The sequence below is a fragment of the Marinomonas phaeophyticola genome, assembly GCF_026966905.1.
Taxonomy (GTDB): Bacteria; Pseudomonadota; Gammaproteobacteria; order Pseudomonadales; family Marinomonadaceae; genus Marinomonas; species Marinomonas phaeophyticola.
Genome location: NZ_JAPUBN010000013.1, coordinates 392,107 through 409,071 on the forward strand (window position 1 = coordinate 392,107; position 16,965 = coordinate 409,071).

The window sequence follows — 16,965 nt, forward strand, 5'->3', positions numbered from 1 at the left end:
AATAAAAATAGGACATTATCATGGATTATAAAACACTTCTAAAAACGGGCTTATTGGCATCGACTTTGATGGCTTCTTTGCCTGTGTTAGCTGAAACGACTTTAGGTATTTCTTTGCAATTACCGCTTAAGCATCATCTGGGTCAAAACCTAGTCGACTTTAAAAAGGAAGTGGAAGAGAAAAGTGGCGGTGATATTAAGATTAAGATTTACCCTTCTGCTCAATTATTTAAAGACAGCGAAGTGCATCAAGCGGTTAGCTCGGGTGCTATTGAAATGGGCGTAATGAGCCTTTCTCAATTGGCCGGGACGATTCCAGCGGTAGATGTGTTCTATGTTCCATTTATGTTCCCTTCTCAAGACAAGGTAGAGGCGGCGACTCGACCAGATAGTGCTGTCCGTAAACTCCTTGATGAAGCTATTCTAGAAACTGGAACACGCCCTCTTTGGTGGCAAGCTTATGGTGGTGTTGCGCTACTCTCTAAAAAGAAACCAGTACAACATCCTGAAGATATGGAAGGGATGAAGGTACGCGTATTTGGTAAAACGCTAGGAGAGTTTGTGAAAGCCGTTGGTGGCGCGCCAACCTCAATGGCGGGTTCAGAGCAATTTCTTGCTTACCAACGTGGCACTGTAGACGCTGGTATGACGGGTGTTTCAGCTGTTGGTCCGCGTAAATTGTATCAAGTAATGGACTACCTAACGCTAACAAATCACGCGGATATCGAGTTCTTGACTGTTATCAATGAAAAGACATGGGCGTCTTTATCTACGGATAATCAAAAAGTAATTTCTGATGCCGCTCGTAAAGTAGAAGTTCAGCTAAGAAATAAAATTAAGCAAATTGAAAGTGATGCGATTGCTGATGCTGAAAAACACATGCAAGTGATTCATTTGGACGAGAATGATATTACTGAATGGCGTAAAGCGACAACGTCTGTTAAGCAATCTTATTTAGATAATTCAGGTCCCCTTGGCGCTAAAGTGATTCAAGCGGCTGAAAACCTGTAAGCTTAAAAAAATATACCGTGGGGTACTTTATTCCACGGTATTTCGTTGTTTTTTGGAGTATTAGCTATGTCCAACGAGACAAAAAAAGAAAAGGACTTATCCGCTTGGCGCGCAGAACATCCCTCTCTTTGGGTCCGTTTAAATTATAGACTCATTAAGGGGTGCGGTCAGTTATCCGCCGCTTTATTTGTATTGGTTGCGGTCATTATCACCTATGAAGTTATTGCTCGTTATGTTTTTACCGCACCCACTATTTGGTCAGAAGATATTTCACTACTTTGTCAAATCTGGGCCACTTGTTTAGGCGCGAGTTGGGTATTACAGCATAAGGCGCTTATTCGCATCGATTTTTTAACCAGTATGCTAGGTGAACGAGTACAGAAAATGTCTGACTTTGTCGCCTTACTTTCTATTATATTTTTTGCAGGTTTTGTTGCTTATTACGGTTTTGAGTTGTTAGCGGAATCTATTGCAATGGGGTCGGCTTCTGCCAGTATGCTTGGTTTACCATTATGGACAACGAAATCTGCTATTCCTATTGGTTTTGGTTTGCTGACACTACAAGCCATCTTAGAAATATTCCTATTGTTTGCCAGTGATTACCAAGAACATGAAGAGGTTTCTCTATAATGACGATTATTCTGTTATTGGTTATATTGGTTCTAGCCTTATTGATTGGTGTTCCTGTGGCTTTTGCCTTGGGTGGATTAGGTTTAGGTATGCTGTTATTAGCGGGCTTCTCACCTATGATGGCACCGCTCGCGCTTTACTCGTCTTTTGACAGCTTCATTTTATTATCAGTACCGCTCTTTCTGTTGATGTCGAATATTTTATTACAAGGTGGTATTGGTCGAGATTTATTCCGAGCCGTACAATCTTGGGTCGGTCATTGGCCAGGTGGACTTGGTATTGCAACCATTGCGTCTTGTACGATTTTCTCAGCGATATCAGGTTCTTCGGTTGCGACGGCGGCAACCATAGGGAATGTGGCAATTAAGGAGATGACAGATAGGGGATACAACAAACCTTTTGTTTATGGACTTATAGCGGCTGGTGGCACATTAGGCATATTGATACCACCTTCTATCCCAATGATCGTTTATGGGGTGATTACTGAAGAATCGATAGTTGACTTATTTTTAGCAGGGATAGTTCCCGGTTTATTAATGGCCAGTGCCTTTATATTGTACTGTTTCTTTTATGCCCGTTTTAGCAAAAACTATACACCAAGTGAAAAGTCGACTGCAGCAGAGCGTAAAAATGCCAGTTTACGTGCGCTTCCGACATTGGCGTTGGCGAGCATAATTATAGGTGGAATTTATACAGGGGTCTTTACTCCGACAGAGTCGGCCGGAGTTGGCGTCGCGGTTTCTCTGATTATCGTGATGATGATGGGAACGTTCAGCCTTGAAAAGTTCAAAGCGGCCGCGATCAGTACCATGAAGAATACGGTGACCATTTTTCTAATTATTGCTGGTGCAAAAGTTTTTGGTAAAGCCATTACTCTCTATCAAATCCCTCAAGACATTTCGATGTTAGTGAGTGAAAATATATCTGAAATAGGTTTATTTATTGCTGCCGTATGTTTTGTCTTATTGATTATGGGGTTCTTTCTTGAGTCTGTATCAATGCTATTAATTATGATGCCAGTATTGTATCCATCTCTAGGTATGTTAGGCATTGATCCAATATGGTTTGCTATCATTTTTGTGATTATGATTGAGTGTGCCTTGATAACACCACCCGTGGGGTTAAACCTCTTTGTGATTCAGTCGGTATCTGGAGGCAAGTCTTCAGAAGTAATTCAAGGTGTATGGCCATTTATTTTAATCATGCTAGCTTGTCTATTGGCGGTCTATTTCTTCCCAGCCATCGCACTTTATATTCCGTTTTATCTTTAACTTAAACCACGCATGTTACTGCTTATTATAGCTAAATGAGCAGTAACATAGCAGTTGACTCTAATGAGATGACAGTTTCTTTATCTTTAATAAAAAAAGCGAATCCATTTTTATTAAACGAATTCGCTTTGTATTAGATGGGTCTGTTAATCAGTATAAAATCTAATTAGTCCGTTGCTTTTTCAAGTGCTTGAGTGACATCCGCAATGATGTCGTCAATGTGTTCAATACCTACAGAAATACGTATAAGGTCTTCGGAAACCCCTGCCTTAGCCAGCTCTTCCGCATCCAGTTGACGGTGTGTTGTACTCGCTGGATGACAAGCAAGCGACTTAGCGTCTCCAATGTTCACTAATCGAAGTATCATTTCTAATGCGTCAATGAACTTGCCGCCAGCGACTTTACTTGCTTCTGCTGTATCTGCTTTTATCCCAAAACTGATGATGCCAGAGGCTTTACCCGCTGATATTTTTTGGCAAGTGGCATTGAATGGACTGTCTGCTAGGGCCGCATAGTTTACCCAGCTGACTTTTGGATGGTTATTAAGGTACTTTGCCAGTGCTTCGGCATTACTGCAATGACGCTCCATGCGAAGGCTTAATGTTTCTAAACCTTGCATGAGTAGAAAGGCACTTTGTGGTGAAAGTGCCGCACCAGTATTACGTAATGGAACCACTCGGCAACGGCCAATATAAGCCGCCGCTCCCAATGCTTCAGTATAAACGACACCATGGTAAGATGGATCAGGCTCATTTAACACTGCGAAGCGGACTTTGTCTGCCGTCCAATCGAATTTTCCTGAATCAATAATGATTCCACCAATAGTCGTACCGTGACCACCTACGTATTTAGTTAAAGAGTGAACCACAATATCGGCACCATGCTCAAATGGGCGACATAAAACAGGCGTGGCCACTGTGTTATCGACAATCAAAGGCACGCCGTTTTTATGGGCAATCTCAGCCAATTTTTGTAGATCAACAATGTTGCCCGCTGGGTTGCCTATGGATTCACAAAACATGGCTTTGGTTTTGTTATCAATCAGTGCTTCTAATCCCGCGTAGTCATCCGCGGCGGCCATACGAACATCAACGCCTTGGCGAGGTAGAGTGTGAGCAAATAAATTATAAGTGCCACCATATAATTGGCTGGTGCTGACAATGTTATCACCCACTTCAGTCAGCGCTTGAATCGCATACGTGATGGCCGCCATGCCTGAAGCAACCGCTAATCCCGCAATTCCACCCTCTAGTGCCGCCATGCGCTGCTCTAACACATCGGTTGTCGGATTCATAATACGAGTATAAATGTTTCCCGCGACTTTTAAGTCAAATAAATCTGCCCCATGTTGAGTGTCATCAAAAGTATAAGAGGTGGTTTGATAAATTGGCACCGCTGCGGCTTTCGTTGTTGCTTCAGAGGTATAACCGTGATGTAAGGCAATGGATTCTGGTTTCATATTGAACTGTCCTATTCTAGAGTCATTATTATTGTTTAGTTTCAGTGTCTGAAAATACTACTCGAAATTGCCGGAAGAAGTAATACAGGATAATGATTAAAGAGGCTTTAATGAATAAGGTTGTTAATATGCAATAAGAGCGTATTTAATTAGGTTAAATACATCGGCTTCAAGCAAGTTGAAAATGACTTTTATTTTAAAAACGTACTAAGCTAGGGATTCAGGTTAGCTAAAATAGGAGGCTGAAATGGAGCGAATTACAATATTAAAAAAAGACATTCAAAACTGTACCTTATGCTCAGAATCGTTACCTTTTGGCCCTCGTCCTGTGATTCAAGTGGCGGCCGATTCTCGGATTCTTATTGTCGGGCAAGCACCAGGAAGACGCGTGCATGAATCTGGGATACCATTTGATGATCCCAGTGGTGATAGGTTACGGGATTGGATGGGGGTTTCAAAAGAGGTATTTTATGACGCCAGTCAAATAGCATTAGTTCCCATGGGGTTCTGTTATCCAGGAACGGGTAAAAGTGGAGATCTAGCGCCCAGAAAAGAATGTGTGGCGGCGTGGCGGGCTGAACTACTATCGGCTTTGACTAAGGTTGAATTAACTTTGGTCCTTGGTCAATATGCTATGAAGTACCATTTACCTAACACTAAGCGGACTCTTACGGATACTGTGTTTTCCTGGAAAGCGTTTTATCCCGATGTGATTCCTCTGCCGCACCCTAGCCCTAGAAATAACATCTGGTTAAAGCGCCATCCTTGGTTTGAATCTGAGTTATTACCAGCATTAAAATTAGCGGTAAGATCAGTACTCGATTCTTAATATACGCCAAACAGGAACGGATTTATTCACACCAGCCACCCCTATGGCCACCGTCATACGGTCGAGCTAAACCACCGATAATAAGCTTCTCAGACAGTAATGTTTCATCAATATAAACATCGGCGAGAAAACGGAAATATTTACCACGTTTTAAGTTTCTAAGTTCGACTCTGGCGCCACTTTCCAGTAATGAGCGGGTAAAGTCTCTCGCAATTTTAGCCTGTACTTTTTCCGATTCACATTTTCCGCGGATCTCTGGGGCATCAACACCCAAGACTCGAATAGGCATATTTTTTCCCACAATATCAGGCCAGCCTTCGATATCAACACGGAAGGTATCCGCATCGTAAACAGATACAACACGGCTAACGATGATGTCTTGGGCGAAGATAGATAATGGAAGTATAAGTAAAAAAGTACAGAAGAGGCGTCGTGTTGCATGGTTAAGCATGGTAGTTACCTAATTGAAAGGCATCCTGCCATTGAATAGTGGGCTATCATAACGGTTCTTGAATTTGTTATAAACACGCTATGAATATTTTGAACGGTATTATAACGAGAGTACAAGCGGCTATAAAAAAATATGGTAATGGTTTTAAATTTAAAGATGTATGGGATAGATTTGAACGTAGGAGTCATATAACAATACAACAAATACTCTAAATAGGGATAATTATGGAAGAAATAAATTATGCGTTGATTATGTTGGCGGCTTTTGTGGCTATTGCCAGCCCAGGGCCATCTACCTTAGCTATTTCCAATATGTCCATGAGCCAAGGCCGAAAACATGGCGTCGCTTTAGCTACAGGGACTTTGACTGGCTCAATGTTTTGGTCTTGTTTAGCGGCTTTGGGGTTTGGTACTTTACTCTATGCCAATGTCTGGCTATTGGACGTGTTTCGATATTTTGGTGCTTGTTATTTATTGTACCTATCTTATAAATCCATGTGTTCGGTATTGACTACGGGTAGCTCGGATACGGTAATTAAGACGAAGTCGGGGATCAAAACCGCTTACTTAAAAGGGTTATTTATTCATTTGTCTAATCCTAAGCCGATTTTGTTTTTTGGTGCTTTGTATTCATTAGGTGTGCCTAATGGAGCGACCAGTATAGACATTATTAAAATTATGCTCTCAATTGGCTCTCTTAGCGTAACGGTCTGTTTAGGGTATGCCTTGTTGTTTTCGATACCAAAAGTACGTCATTTGTATTTTCGCTCACGTAAAATCTTTGAATCTGTTTTTTCAATCTTTTTTGCTGGAGCGGGTATGAAAATGTTGATGAGTAAACTGGAAACAGAGTGATAAATACCTTAGACAAAGCCAATTTTTGATTGAGTAGAGATATGACCATAACCTTTCGACAAGCCAGAGTGAATGATGCCGAAGCCATTGCCACCTTAGTGGTAGCGTTAACAACAGAAATATGTGAGCGAGCAAGTGCTCCCTTGTTAAATGTGAACCTTGATGACACGATTCATCTTTGTCATGAATTAATGTCTCAGGGGCATTACTTTGCAATTGTTGGAGAGTCTGATAATTCGTCGAATCCAATTGCGGTGGTTACTATGGTTGAGACTTATGCCCTGTATGCAGGTGGTAAAATGGGGGTTATTCAAGAATGTTATGTTGCCCCAGATTATAGGGCGACAGGTGTTGGGTCATTGTTGATAGCGCAGGCGAAAGAGTATGCTCAAAAGCAAGGTTGGTCTTGTATTGAGCTTTGTACACCGCCTTTACCGGCCTTTGAACGAACGCTAAAATTCTATCAAAAGAACGGCTTAATCCCTGTTGGTGGTCGTAAGATGAGACAAAAGTTTCAATAAATAGGTTGTAGGGTTTGCCATCCTTGGCGTTTTTGAAATTGGTTTTTTATATGTTAGGGGTTTTACTTTGACACGGCTTTGGTTTTTCTCATAGATGAGAATGACCAATTAAATTTAACGGCGGATACGGCTAATAAAATGAATATGACGCCTACTACTTGAAGCAGGCTTATTTGGGTTGAGAAGGCAAAATAATCCACAAAGAGCGCCGTTACAGGATAAATGAAAGACAGCAGGGCAATTAAACTCGTTGGTAACTTCTGGAAGCTGTCATACATAATGATATACATAAAGCCAGTCAGTACGGCGCCGAGAATAAGAAGATCGATCCATTGACTTGTCTGTTCTGGTAAACGGTTAAAATCAACAAAGGGGAATAGCATGCCTATGCCCACAACAACCTGTACTAGGGCGACAAAAGTGGAAGGGATTTGACCGACTTTTTTGGTAATAAGCGTTGTCGCTGTGTAAAGTAAAGCTGCGCTTAATGCCAGTAATAGGCCAAATAGGGCTCCGGATTCTATATTATTCTCGTTAGCTGGCTTGGGCTCATCATAAAATAACTTGCGTATTTCATTGATGTCTAATTCAACGATTAAAAATAATCCAATAAACGCCATTCCTAACCAAAATAGCAACGCAGCGGATAATTTATCTTTGGTTAATAACGCGCCTGCTAATACCAGAAACAGAGGTTGCATATGATAGGCCACCGTCGCGATGGAAAAAGGAATGTAATCGAAAGAGGCAAAGAGAAATACCCAATTGGCAACAAGTGTGATGCCACCTAAAATGATCATCAATAAGATGCTGGGTTTAAAGAAATCTTTACGAACTATACCTGAATAGTAGGCATAGGCACCTAACGCTATAGCACCGATAACACAGCGAAAAAACACCACATTCCAAAATGACTGATCTGAGCTGATAACAAAGTAACCAATGGTTCCTGACAGTACCATAGCAAGCGCTAACTCTATGCTGCCTATGGTGTGATTTGAATTCTGCATGCTGTACTCCAATGAAAGTCGAATTATGTTCTTCCTAACCATTTGCTTCCAATATTTTCTAAATACGGAACCTTTAATCAGTGTTTTTTGAGAAGAACTGATTTATGGTGAATAGAATAAAGTGGAAAGCATTACTTTGGCAGTAGTAAAAAAAGATAAATTTGACTATAAACCGTATTTATTAGAGGCAAAAATGCAAAATCACCTTAAAAAAGAAATAATTCATCTAGATGGCATTGATTCTAGGCTCATTGAGCTACTTTATGAAAATGCACGTACTCCAGTGACCGAGTTGAGCCGCGCTGTTGGAATGACGGCTCCTAGTGTTAATGAACGTTTAAAACGGCTTGAAGAAAAGGGTGTGATTGCAGGTTACCGAATAGAGGTGAACCCCACTGTTCTTGGCTACAGCTTGATTGCGATCGTCCGTATGCGACCTTTACCAGGGAAATTAAAAGCATTGGAAGCGCTGATTGTTTCTATTCCTGAATTTGTTGAGTGCGATAAAGTCACCGGAGAAGATTGTTACATTGCGCGTTTGTATTTAAAAGACATTAGTGATTTAGACCCTATTCTTGATCGATTCTCGGAGTTGGCGGATACCAATACGGCGATTGTAAAATCCACCCCAGTGAAACGACGATTGTTGGTATAAATGAATTATTGGCGACGTACTCCTAACAATGTGCACTTGTCGAAGTTCATTGATTGTTATTGGTTTTTAGAAAAAGAAGTCGGGGATTTAAGTCATAATTACCCTAAATTGAATCCTGATCCGACTACGCATCTAATTATAGCTTCTGCGAATCATCCGTATCAATATGATCAAGGGACTCTTTCTCAGAGAGGGTATGGTAGCCACTGGATTTTTCCTCATCGGCATACTTTTACGATGGATCATTCTTCTCCTTTTCAAATCATTGGGATTAAATTTAGAACTGGAGCCTTATACTCTCTTGAAAAATCCTTTTCCGAGACGTTAGGGTTCGCGTTAGAGAAAATACAGACAGTGTACCTTAATGAATTGATGGGGTTAGATAAATGGACGATTAACGAGCTATTGAGGGAATCGATTACGTACTCAGAAAATGTGTGTACTAAGCTAGATGACCTATTTGAGCCGTGTATTGGTCACGTTCGTGAAGATAAACACAGTGAATTAGTTCGGCAGATTTTGCCCTTGTTAAGTTGCACATCTATTGCCGATATTGGTGCCAAATTACATCGTTCTCAACGCACGGTTGAACGCAGCTTTCTAAGAGTCACTGAGCTCACCTTAAAGCAGTGCCAATCTATGATTCGATTGGAAAACATGCTCAATTATCTTTATCAAAGAAAGTCAGAGGAAATTGATTGGGGCGATTTAGCGGCCCAGTTTGAGTTTAGTGATCAACCGCATTTGATTCGTCATCTAAAAAGTACAATCGGTAAAACCCCAGGAGAATATTTATTACAACGAGACCTGACCATTGATATCTATGGCGATTTTGAGGTCAGCTAAAAACTGTCGTATTTATTCAATCCATACTGTTTTCAAACCGATAAAGTGATGGCTAAGATTATTAACGAAAACAGGAAAGACAATGAATATAACGATTCGACAATATCAGCAATCAGATTTAGAGAGTGTGCTTAACTCATGGGAAAGCGCGACACGTCTGGCGCATGAATTTATGACGGATGAGTTTATCGCAAAGCAAAGAGTGAATGTAGAAAATGTATATTTACCTAACACGGATACCTGGGTAGCCGAGATAAATGGTTCTGTTAAAGGCTTTATTTCATTAATGGGTAATGAAGTCGGAGCGATATTTTTACAACCCGAACATCATAGGTTGGGGATAGGTAAAGCCCTGATTAATAAGGCGAAGTCATTACATGATGAACTGGAACTAGAGGTATTTAAAGTAAATAAAATTGGACAAAGGTTTTATGAAAACTGCGGATTTTATCCGATAAGTGAATCTGTGCATGAGCTTACAGGAGAGGCTGTGTTACGCTTAAAATATACTCCTGATAGTGTGAATTAAAACGCTATATTAATAATCAATATTGGTCGAGTAACCATTTGCAGGAGTCCGGTAAAACTATAATGCTAGAGCCGAATTTAGTTACTCGACTCTCTGTCTCTAAAAAATCACCAATAAATATTAAATTTATCTCGCTTTTCCTTGCCGTGTAAATAAACATAGCTGTGATTAAGGTGCTACATTATAAAAAATAATCTGTTTGAATGGTGAAGGTATGAATTTAGATAAAGCAAAAAAGCGTATTGCAAAACAAACTAAGAAGGGATTTAAAGGCTACCCGACTATATCTATCGAATACTTTGGTAAAGAGGCTGGCTGTGCGACAGAAGTGGTTGTTACTTTCACCTTGGAAGAGGGCGCCGATGCTCAAGAAGAACGTTTTACCAGTAAAACAAACGCTCGGGAAAGTGAGGTAATTCAATCGGCTTTAGTTAAAATTATAGAGCGAACTCAAGCGGTTTCTGTCGATGAAGTGGCAGGCGTTAGCGTTAAATAACGACGTGTGAATTGACAAGTTGGGTGGGTCTCCCAACTTGCTATCTGTTTATTCTATTTTATTCTTTAGACTATCCACTGATTCGCTTGTTTTAGTACCTTCTTTAAACTGATTTTTATGTCCTCAAAATCCGTTGGGAGATGACCTCTATGAGTAATTAAATAAATAGGGTAGCTGAATTCAGGTGCATCAGTCACCCGAATTAAACGGCCTTCTTGTAAATACTTGTCCACAACCCGTGTTCTAAAATACCCATTGCCCCCATTCCTTAACATGACTTTTAATGCCATTGGGCCTAATGAAAAGGTCATTGCTGTGTGTCTGTTAAACGGTAAGCAACGGTCGAATTGCTGTACAAATTCTTCACCCCAGTCAATATACAAATTAGGTGAGGCATTATGAGCACAAGCGACATGAATCAGTTTTTCTTCTGCAATTTGTTCTATCACTAAATCTGGATAATAGCGGGCACTGTGTACAATGGCCGCATCTAATGTATTTCTACGAATGTTATTGTAAATCTCATCCGTTGTAGTGACTCGACTGGTTAACTGTAAATGTTCTAAGCGGGAAAGTTCAATAACCCAATCAACCATAATGGGGTTCCATAAACTGTTTTCAGCACCCAGAGACAAAGGCTGCTTGTTATCGGTTTTCGGTTCAAGACAAGCGTCTTTGGCGGCTTGCCAGATAAAGAGCATTTCTTGAGCGTATTTGGAAAACCTTTCTCCTGCTGGCGTTAAGCGAGCGCCCCCACGATTACGAATAAAGAGCTTTGTGCCCATATCTGCTTCAAGGGAGTGAATTCTTGCGGTTACCGTTGTTTGTGTGATGTGCAATCGTTCCGCCGCTTTTGCAAACGTACCTGATTGCATGATTTCGATAAAGGTTTTAGCTAACTCAATGTCCATAAAAAACTCATTTAAATGCAATAATATTGAATTAATACTTATTTAATATTCATTATACTGTGAGTTAGCAATTACGTACTATAACTCAGCTTTTTAAGTGGGCTAAATTCACTTTCTTTCTATATCACTCTCCCGGATGTTGCTATGTCATTTATGAAAACCTGCTTTCAATTCATTGGTGTGGAAACCAACCAAACGTCTCATCTTGAACGTCTTATTTCAGGTTTAGCAACGTGCTTTGCGATAAGTGTTGTTGCTTTAGTTACTAAGTGGAGTCTTTCTTCTCCCGTACACGTTTTGTTTTTTGCCTCGGCTGCAGCCAGTGCTTTTCTTGTGTTTGCGTTACCTCATGGCGCTCTATCTCAACCTTGGCCCACATTGGCTGGGCAGGCGATTGCGGCATTGGTGGGTGTTGGTTTTGCTGAGTATCTTGATAGCACTATCCTTACGGCTGCGTTAGCGGTGGGCTGTACTGTATTTTTAATGCATTATTTAGGGTGTTTGCATCCTCCGGGAGGCGCGACCGCATTTTATTTTGTTACAGAGTATCCACAAATCAATGCGTATGAATCGGTTACTGTGTTTTTAATTAATATCTGTGTGATTATCTTGCTTGCGATGGTAGTGAACAATCTTTTTTATTGGCGTCGCTATCCTCTATATTGGCTTAAAAAAACGGCGGTCAATCCTTCGTTACCTCATCATTTTGAAGTAGAGGATTTGCATCATGTGCTGCAGCAGCAAGATGTGTTTGTTGATGTGAGTTTAAGTGAATTACAGAGTATTTATGAAGCGGCAAGCCAAGTAGCCAGTGACAAACGTCGGCGTTAGTAGCACGATCATTAAGCCTGAATACATGACTTATGTGATACTGAGAAAATCCGCCAACTGATTATTAGAACATTGGCGGATCATTATTTAGACTTTGAATTTATCCATGTTTTTGCTTAATTCAGTAGAGATATTGAAAATATTTTCTGAGGCTTTTTGTGAGTTTAGTATTACTTCCAGGTTTTCTGAAGATAAGGTGTTTAATGAGCTAATGTTTTGATTTATTTCATTCACGGCACCGCTTTGTTGGTCGGTAGCCGTGGCGATTTGATAAATTATATCATTTGTCTGGTTAATCGTTGCCTCAACAGTATTTAAAGATTCTTTTACTCTTTGAGACATGTTAACGACTTCTTCTACTTGCCCTGAACCACTATTAATTGCATCTACGGCTTCACTCACTCCACTTTCTAAGTCGGCAATCATGGTTTGTATATTTTCAGTTGATTGTTGTGTTCTGCTGGCTAATGTCCTTACCTCATCGGCAACAACAGCAAACCCTCTGCCCTGTTCCCCTGCTCGAGCGGCTTCAATCGCCGCATTAAGTGCTAATAAGTTTGTTTGCTCGGCGATACCCTGAATAACACCGAGTACTTGTGCTATGTTTTCAGACTCTTTAGCGAGCTTGATGATCACTGTACTCGCGTGAGATACGGATTTTGATAGATTATTTATATTGGTTACCGATTGATCTACAATGGCGACAGTTTGATGAGAGGCTTCTTTCGCTTTATGTGTTTCTGCTTGTGCTGTTTGAGCATTGGTCGCCACTTCATTGATTGAATAATTTAGCTCATTAATGGCGGTTGCAATCTGTTCTAATCTAGAATTTTGCTCTGTTGAAATGGATTTGCTATGAGTCGATAAGCTGTTTAGTTCAGTGGTCGCTTCAAATAACGAATGAGCGTCCGACTTAATCATTTTAATTAAGCTTTGTAATTTTTCAATCAACTTATTAAATGTCTTAGCTAAGATAGACAATTCATCTTTACCATTGCTATCTAAGCGCCCCGTTAAGTTTCCATCCCCTTCACTTATTTCAGAAATCATTGATTCTAGATTATTTATTCTAGACGTAATTAGTTTAGGTAAAAGTAAAAAGCAAATGAAACTGATGATTAAAATTAAAGAGACAAAAAGTATGAATAGCGAGTTTTGGGTGTCTGAGGCATTAATAGATCGAGTGACGGTTTTATCGGATAAATTATTTATCTTCTCCCCAACAACATCGTAATAACTCCGAAGAGAGTCAAAATACTTTGCCGTATCTCCCGCATTTAGCTTCGACGCTTCATCTATTTTCCCAGAGTCTGCAAGTTTAAATACGTTTTTCGCACTTGTAAGCCAAAGTTTATAGGAAGAATCGAAGCTCGTTAAAGTACTTGCTAGCTCAGGAAAGTCTTTAATTAATATTTTTACTTGATTCATACGATCAAGAGCTTGCTGAGCATTTTCATTGAAACTGTCTAAATCTTCTTTGGTATTTGGCAAGTTTAATTGTTTTTTTATTAAGTAGCTTTGACTTGCTGAAAGAGCTTGGTATAAATCCCGGTCGGCATTGAGTGTGGTACTAATTCCATTTAAGAATACGTTTGATAGAAGGGATACATTACTTGAGGACATCTTATTATTCTGGATGCCTAAAAAACTTAAAATTAATACTAAAAGCCCAATAAAGATGAGAGGTATCGATATTTTCTTTCTCATAGATATCGAATTAAAATTGATCATATGGGGTTACTCCTTTAAAGAATCCTAAGTATAGATCAGAAAATAATTTCCGCATAAAAAAGCAGTAATAAGTCATGATACCTTTTTGATTGTAAACTAATTAATGTAGTGGCTAACAGTTAACAAGGTTTAAAAATTGTGAAAAGTGCAACACTTTAGATAAGCCTTTTTTATCGGGATGAATGTCTAACCAATAGCCATATTCGCCTTCGTACTCAAGACTGTGGAACTTCATGAGTGAACCGTCAGACAGCTCGTTGAAAATCATATTTTTATCGATAATTGCGAAACCTGCGCCATTTTTAGTGGCGGTAATGACCTGATCTAAAGTGTTAAACTCCATGCCTTGGTTCGAGTCTTCTTCAATGTTGAGGTTCAGTTCGGCTGCGTTTAACCAGTTTTTCCAAGTTGGTAATCGGCGTCCTTTATGAGTGATGTGTAATAAACTGTCGATTTCATTCTCTAGGCTTTGGGCTCTAATCAGTAAATCGGGTGCGCAGACGGCAATATGATTTTCTAATTGCAAAAGCTCACTGGAATACCTTGGTTTTGGTCCATTCCCAAAACGAATTTCAGCATCATAAAGAAATTCACTCTCCTGATGGTTGTGAATACAGAGTGTTAGCTGAGAAAATTGATTTTTAAATACGGGAAGTTTTGGCACTAACCAACGGGTGGAAAAGGTAGGAGCACTTAAAATATACAGTTTTTGTCTTTGATTTGGCGCTTTTAGCTCGGCAACAGCATCTGAAATCAGATTAAAGCCAGTGTCCAACTTTGTTAGTAATCTCTCTCCTGAACTGGTGAGTTTTAATTGTTGATGTTGACGTACAAAGAGAGCCACACCTAGAAAATCTTCGAGGTGTTTTATTTGTCGACTGACAGCCCCTTGGGTAACATTTAATTCTTTTGCTGCTAATGTAAAACTTAAAAAATTACCTGCATACTGAAACGCACGCAATGCATTTAAAGAGGGGAGAGATTTCATAATAAGGACTCTTTTAAAGCGATATAATACAAGTAAACAGAATGGGTTAAAAAGCACAGGGAGTATTGTTAGTGCTTTTTAACCATCATAATATTCTATTATAGCTACTTTATTGCTCAGGCCGTATGTGATGCAAGTACAGGTGATGCATTATTACTTTTAGGCTTATCTGCTTGAGGCTTTAACTCAACAATTTGTCCATTGATTTGTACCTGCTGAGCTAGGCGGATAAAGGCGAAAGCAGAACCGACAACAATCAACATACCTGGTACACCGGATAAATTGAATAACATCTTGACGGCATCAACACCAATAAAACTGGCGCTAATCCAGGCTACAAAAGCAATGGCGCTGCCCCAAATAGCTTTTACCCATAATGGTGATTTAAGTTGCTCTGAATTGACTCCTTTTGTACAGAGTCCACCAATAGCATCCGTATTCGAGTCCGCGGCCGTAACAAAGGTAATAAAACAAGCAAAAATAAATAAGATACTAATCAATGTACTGCCTGGAAGCTGATTGAAAAGCACGTAGATAACAGAGGCAAAGCCTTCAGCTTTATAGGCATCATACATGATACCGTTTTGGTTTATATCGAAGAAAAGTGATGACCCACTAAAAATACTAAACCATAAAAATCCAAATACGGATGGCAATAAAGTATTCACAATAATGAACTGACGAACAGTATAACCACGAGCAATCTTGCCTAAAAATAAGCAAGTTAGGGGAGCCCATGCAAACCAGCTCGCAAAGAAAGCGACAGTCCACCAACCTGGCCATTGACTGTTTCCAGATGCGCCAGTGACCAAATTACGAGCAAAAAATTCTGATAAGTAAACTCCTAAGGACTCAACTCCTAAGGATAAAATGAAAGCCGTTGGCCCAACCATAAAGATAAATAAAGCACCGGCAAAATAAAGCCACGTATTAATTCGGGCAAGAGTTTGAATGCCCCGGTGAAGACCGGATGCGGCAGAAATGATGGCTGAACCAATAATCGCGACGGCAATGATGGCGTAGACAGTGGCATTTTTTTCAACCCCTAATACAGACTGCATCCCATCGCCAATAACTAATAAGCCTGAAGTGAGCGTCGCTGACATACCTAATATGACAGAAAATAACGCTAGCCCATCGATAACTTGCCCTCCAATGCCATCAACCCATTTGCCCAATAATGGACGTAACATGGAACCAATTGAAAAACTTAACTTTAGGTTGTGAAAAGCAAGAGCGAAAGCCAACCCAGCTACTGTGTAAATACAGTAAGGAGTAATGGTCCAATGCACAAAGACAGTAGACATTGAGAAGCGCATTGCGTCTGCACTTTCAGGAATGATACCAAGATATGCCGGTGGTTGATGATAATGAAGTATGGGTTCAGCCACAGACCAAAATAATATTCCCATTGCAATGACTGTAGTTAGTGATACTGCAAACCATCGAAATGGCGTTAGTAATGGTTCTGCTCCTTCGCCACCAATTTTCACTCTACCGATTGGGGCAAAGAAGGCATAGGCCACGACGAACACAAGAAAAACAGCACTTAGATTAAACAGCCAAGAGAGATTGTCAATGATCATACTGTTTGCAGCTGAGGTAGCCGAAATGAAGTTTTTCTCATCAATGAGGGTATACATGACAGTGAGAACTAGGCAGACAAAAGCTGGCCAAAAGGTGATTGGTCGAATGTTTTTCATATATTTTCCTGTAATTATTTTTATCAGCGTAACGCCATTTTTTACGACCGGGTAAAATTGCCTGAGCTGATACAAAAAGAAAAGCTATTAAAACGCTTACGCGTATTACTTAAAGTAATGCGTATCATGAGTTCTATGTATTCTTTTAAGAATGGGAAAAGGTGAAGTGGTGTATTTAGGTACGTAGATGACCTAGAGTGACCTTTTATTAAAGGACTTTTGCTTTTCGCACTCTAGTAA

General features: G+C 40.0%; 18 protein-coding genes. 11 read left to right on the forward strand and 7 right to left on the reverse strand.

Going from position 1 to position 16,965, the window contains the following annotated elements:
• Nucleotides 1-20: 20 nt before the first annotated feature.
• The 3 genes from O1D97_RS08020 (at nucleotide 21) to O1D97_RS08030 (ending at nucleotide 2,911) form a co-directional block, all read left to right on the forward strand.
• Nucleotides 21-1,010: a TRAP transporter substrate-binding protein gene (locus O1D97_RS08020; RefSeq protein WP_269124504.1), complete on the forward strand. Its 990-nt coding sequence runs from the start codon at nucleotides 21-23 to the stop codon at nucleotides 1,008-1,010.
• Between the two features lie 66 nt (nucleotides 1,011-1,076).
• Nucleotides 1,077-1,640 carry a TRAP transporter small permease gene (locus tag O1D97_RS08025; protein ID WP_269124506.1) on the forward strand — a complete coding sequence of 188 codons (564 nt, stop codon included), beginning with the start codon at nucleotides 1,077-1,079 and terminating at the stop codon, nucleotides 1,638-1,640.
• Nucleotides 1,640-2,911 (forward strand): TRAP transporter large permease, encoded by a 1,272-nt coding sequence (locus tag O1D97_RS08030; RefSeq protein WP_269124508.1) that lies wholly within the window; start codon nucleotides 1,640-1,642, stop codon nucleotides 2,909-2,911. Before O1D97_RS08025 ends, O1D97_RS08030 begins: the two co-directional genes overlap by 1 nt.
• Nucleotides 2,912-3,077: 166 nt before the next feature.
• On the opposite strand, the gene O1D97_RS08035 is transcribed toward O1D97_RS08030, so the two are convergent.
• Nucleotides 3,078-4,370 (reverse strand): O-acetylhomoserine aminocarboxypropyltransferase/cysteine synthase family protein, encoded by a 1,293-nt coding sequence (locus tag O1D97_RS08035; protein ID WP_269124510.1) that lies wholly within the window; start codon nucleotides 4,368-4,370, stop codon nucleotides 3,078-3,080.
• 247 nt (nucleotides 4,371-4,617) lie between these two features.
• Between O1D97_RS08035 and O1D97_RS08040 the strand changes: the two genes are divergently transcribed.
• A complete protein-coding gene (locus O1D97_RS08040; RefSeq protein ID WP_269124512.1) occupies nucleotides 4,618-5,199 on the forward strand; it encodes a uracil-DNA glycosylase family protein in 582 nt (193 codons plus the stop codon).
• A gap of 22 nt (nucleotides 5,200-5,221) precedes the next feature.
• Here O1D97_RS08040 and O1D97_RS08045 read toward each other — a convergent pair whose 3' ends face one another.
• Nucleotides 5,222-5,650, reverse strand: a complete 429-nt coding sequence (locus O1D97_RS08045) for a thermonuclease family protein (RefSeq protein ID WP_269124514.1) — start codon at nucleotides 5,648-5,650, stop codon at nucleotides 5,222-5,224.
• A gap of 224 nt (nucleotides 5,651-5,874) precedes the next feature.
• Between O1D97_RS08045 and O1D97_RS08050 the strand changes: the two genes are divergently transcribed.
• Nucleotides 5,875-6,504 (forward strand): LysE family translocator, encoded by a 630-nt coding sequence (locus tag O1D97_RS08050; RefSeq protein WP_269124516.1) that lies wholly within the window; start codon nucleotides 5,875-5,877, stop codon nucleotides 6,502-6,504.
• Nucleotides 6,505-6,545: 41 nt separating this feature from the next.
• Nucleotides 6,546-7,025, forward strand: a complete 480-nt coding sequence (locus tag O1D97_RS08055) for a GNAT family N-acetyltransferase (protein WP_269124518.1) — start codon at nucleotides 6,546-6,548, stop codon at nucleotides 7,023-7,025.
• 62 nt (nucleotides 7,026-7,087) lie between these two features.
• On the opposite strand, the gene O1D97_RS08060 is transcribed toward O1D97_RS08055, so the two are convergent.
• Nucleotides 7,088-8,035 carry a DMT family transporter gene (locus O1D97_RS08060; RefSeq protein WP_269124520.1) on the reverse strand — a complete coding sequence of 316 codons (948 nt, stop codon included), beginning with the start codon at nucleotides 8,033-8,035 and terminating at the stop codon, nucleotides 7,088-7,090.
• Between the two features lie 136 nt (nucleotides 8,036-8,171).
• Between O1D97_RS08060 and O1D97_RS08065 the strand changes: the two genes are divergently transcribed.
• The 4 genes from O1D97_RS08065 (at nucleotide 8,172) to O1D97_RS08080 (ending at nucleotide 10,561) form a co-directional block, all read left to right on the forward strand.
• The gene (locus O1D97_RS08065; RefSeq protein WP_269124522.1) at nucleotides 8,172-8,690 is read left to right on the forward strand and encodes an Lrp/AsnC family transcriptional regulator; all 519 of its coding nucleotides are present in this window, start codon (nucleotides 8,172-8,174) and stop codon (nucleotides 8,688-8,690) included.
• Nucleotides 8,691-9,536: a helix-turn-helix domain-containing protein gene (locus O1D97_RS08070; RefSeq protein ID WP_269124523.1), complete on the forward strand. Its 846-nt coding sequence runs from the start codon at nucleotides 8,691-8,693 to the stop codon at nucleotides 9,534-9,536.
• Between the two features lie 82 nt (nucleotides 9,537-9,618).
• Entirely contained in the window at nucleotides 9,619-10,065 is a 447-nt protein-coding gene (locus O1D97_RS08075) for a GNAT family N-acetyltransferase (protein WP_269124525.1), read from the forward strand.
• A gap of 214 nt (nucleotides 10,066-10,279) precedes the next feature.
• A complete protein-coding gene (locus O1D97_RS08080; protein WP_269124527.1) occupies nucleotides 10,280-10,561 on the forward strand; it encodes a hypothetical protein in 282 nt (93 codons plus the stop codon).
• Between the two features lie 65 nt (nucleotides 10,562-10,626).
• Here O1D97_RS08080 and O1D97_RS08085 read toward each other — a convergent pair whose 3' ends face one another.
• The gene (locus O1D97_RS08085) at nucleotides 10,627-11,472 is read right to left on the reverse strand and encodes a LysR family transcriptional regulator (protein ID WP_269124529.1); all 846 of its coding nucleotides are present in this window, start codon (nucleotides 11,470-11,472) and stop codon (nucleotides 10,627-10,629) included.
• Nucleotides 11,473-11,616: 144 nt separating this feature from the next.
• Here O1D97_RS08085 and O1D97_RS08090 point away from each other — a divergent pair, with 144 nt between their 5' ends.
• On the forward strand, nucleotides 11,617-12,303 hold the full coding sequence (locus O1D97_RS08090) for an HPP family protein (RefSeq protein ID WP_269124531.1): 687 nt from the start codon (nucleotides 11,617-11,619) through the stop codon (nucleotides 12,301-12,303).
• Nucleotides 12,304-12,390: 87 nt separating this feature from the next.
• Here the strand turns inward: O1D97_RS08090 and O1D97_RS08095 are convergent, their stop codons facing one another.
• The 3 genes from O1D97_RS08095 to O1D97_RS08105 form a co-directional block, all read right to left on the reverse strand.
• Nucleotides 12,391-14,034 (reverse strand): methyl-accepting chemotaxis protein, encoded by a 1,644-nt coding sequence (locus O1D97_RS08095; RefSeq protein ID WP_269124533.1) that lies wholly within the window; start codon nucleotides 14,032-14,034, stop codon nucleotides 12,391-12,393.
• Nucleotides 14,035-14,146: 112 nt separating this feature from the next.
• Nucleotides 14,147-15,022: a LysR family transcriptional regulator gene (locus tag O1D97_RS08100; protein WP_269124535.1), complete on the reverse strand. Its 876-nt coding sequence runs from the start codon at nucleotides 15,020-15,022 to the stop codon at nucleotides 14,147-14,149.
• A gap of 116 nt (nucleotides 15,023-15,138) precedes the next feature.
• Nucleotides 15,139-16,725, reverse strand: coding sequence for a BCCT family transporter (locus tag O1D97_RS08105; RefSeq protein WP_269124537.1), 1,587 nt, complete (start codon nucleotides 16,723-16,725; stop codon nucleotides 15,139-15,141).
• Nucleotides 16,726-16,965: the final 240 nt, after the last annotated feature.